Origin of the sequence: Mesorhizobium sp. M2A.F.Ca.ET.039.01.1.1 (assembly GCF_003998035.1) — a bacterium.
GTDB lineage: Bacteria > Pseudomonadota > Alphaproteobacteria > Rhizobiales > Rhizobiaceae > Mesorhizobium.
Genome location: NZ_RZRY01000911.1, coordinates 1 through 2,115 on the forward strand (window position 1 = coordinate 1; position 2,115 = coordinate 2,115).

Below are 2,115 nucleotides of genomic sequence, written 5' to 3' on the forward strand. Positions count from 1 at the left end.
CGTCTGGCTGGCCTTGAAGCCGCGAATGGCCTTGCGTCATCAGAGAGCCTTGAAGTGGCTCAATGCTGGCCGCCTTCGTTGACTAGCGAGCCCGTTCCCGGCTGCGAGGGCGATCGTTCTCCTGCTCGAGGCTCGGCACGCGCACGACCCGGCAGACCTCAGCTCGCCACGTTCCAGCGCCAGCACTTGAACTGAAGAGTTCTATGGCCGTCCTGACGGTGAGCGCGGCGGTGAAGTAAGGCTCTACGCGGACATAGCCTCGGATCTCGGATCGACCTTGATGACGAACATCGTCGGAAAATTGGCGAGGCGAGGAGCCTCCTCCACTTCTGCTATGAGGCTGATCGAGTGAAGACCAACCGGCGCGATGCGTTCAGCCTGGAAAGGCTACATCGTGCAGGTAAACTGAAAGCGGTCCTGGGTACCACATCGCGGACCATGCGCGATCTCGTGCGGGCTCGAGAGGCTCAAAAGCGGTCGCGTCAGCAGCTTAGTTGTTCCTAGTTCGACGTGGCCGCATCTATTCGGGCCGCCCATTCTGGTCGCCGACGCATATATGCCGTGGATACCGACTTTGAATTTAGAGCATCCGGTCCACTTTATCGGCTTTATCGTGCTCAAGGTGCAGATCGCGCACACGATGAGCGTCGCAGCTAACGATTTCCCATCGAATCGTATCCGCGCTCCCCTGCACGAGTCCCCAATCGGGAAGTCCGTCCTCTAAGTGGCACTCCCTCCCGTTTGACAACATGCCAAAAACGGCTATTTTGTTATAACATCTTCAGTGGAGTGGAAGCGTATGAATAGCCTTGAGCAGATCGCCTGGGCGAAGGAATTCGAGGAGGTCCTGGCTCCGCCGGAAATGGCCAAGTTCGGACGCCGTTGGACGCCACCTTCCAGGTATGCCTCGGGCCACGAAGACTGTTTCCAGATAGAGTTCAGCCTTCTGCTGACGACCAAGCACTTCAAGATGCGTGAAAAATGCCTCGAAAATCATCGGGGCACTGATCGCCTAGTATTCCTCTATCATTTGGACGGACGCCGTACCATCTCGCCCTCAAACGGCGAAGCACTTGAGCTAAAGAAGCCCACGTTTGTAACCTACTTCCACCCTAAAGGCGTCGACGCGATAAGTCACTGGTCTGCCAGCCAGTCGGAGACGGCGCTGGCCCTCGGCTTTGACCCGCAAGATCCGCCACGCGTGGTGGCAGAGTTTCTTGATCAACTAACCATGCTGGAGGACCTGTTGCGCCATCCTGCGGGCCGATTTACCTGGATCGAGCTTCCGCTCTGTTCGGAAATGGAAAAGGTCGCCAGATCAGTCATATTTCGAAGCATTGGCCAGCGCTTTGTGCACCATTATATCTCGGCGAAGGCGAACGAGTTACTTTGCATCACCTTAGACAATATAATTTCATCGGTTTATTCAAGGTCCGGCGCCGCCCTGAGCATGGGTGAGAAACTGGAGCGCATCAAAAACATTCTTGATGGCGATCTGCAGAGTAAAATACCGATCTGTAACATTGCAGAAGAATTTGACATACCGAGCCGTATCATCAACAAGGCATTTGCGGACCGGTACGGTATCAATGCCCAAGATTATCGAACTATGGTGCGATTATCAAAGGCTGTCGATCTGCTCCTTAAAACCGATATGCCGCTTAAGATGGTCGCCTACCATATCGGCTACGACTATGCTTCCAATTTCTGCATGGCGTTCAAGAAACACTATGGCTACACACCCAAGGAAATTAGAAGGACCGATCTACTGCGGGATGCTGCCAAGTGATAGATTTGTTGAATTGCGCTATGATATTCACGAACAATTCGTGCGAGATCGGCGGCCAGTTGGCGGCCTCCGCTACAGGTTGCATAACAACCCATCGCGTTAGATAACTATTTTGGATTTCCATCGTGTGTTCTCCATGTCATTTGGTGGGGCCGCACGCGTGAGGATTGTCATGCGGCTTCGACTTCAGGTGAAATGGAACTGACGATGACCGAAAAAGCACCCGCTGCCGTCTGCGACACCTTGATCCGCAATGGCTATCTGATCACAATGGACATTCAGCGTGCGGTTTATGCTTGCGGTGCGGTGGCGATTAACGGCAACGC

1 protein-coding gene and 1 pseudogene are annotated in these 2,115 nt (G+C 54.1%); both read left to right on the forward strand.

Going from position 1 to position 2,115, the window contains the following annotated elements; all coding sequences use genetic code 11:
* Positions 1-297 precede the first annotated feature (297 nt).
* Positions 298-545: pseudogene (locus EOA24_RS43550) on the forward strand (IS110 family transposase); the annotation flags it as partial.
* Between the two features lie 254 nt (positions 546-799).
* Positions 800-1,789, forward strand: a complete 990-nt coding sequence (locus EOA24_RS35460; protein ID WP_127410679.1) for an AraC family transcriptional regulator — start codon at positions 800-802, stop codon at positions 1,787-1,789.
* Positions 1,790-2,115 lie beyond the last annotated feature (326 nt).

Coding starts and splice junctions, on each gene's coding strand:
- EOA24_RS35460 (WP_127410679.1), top strand. CDS start 800: ATGAATAGCCTTGAGCAGATCGCCTGGGCGAAGGAATTCGAGGAGGTC.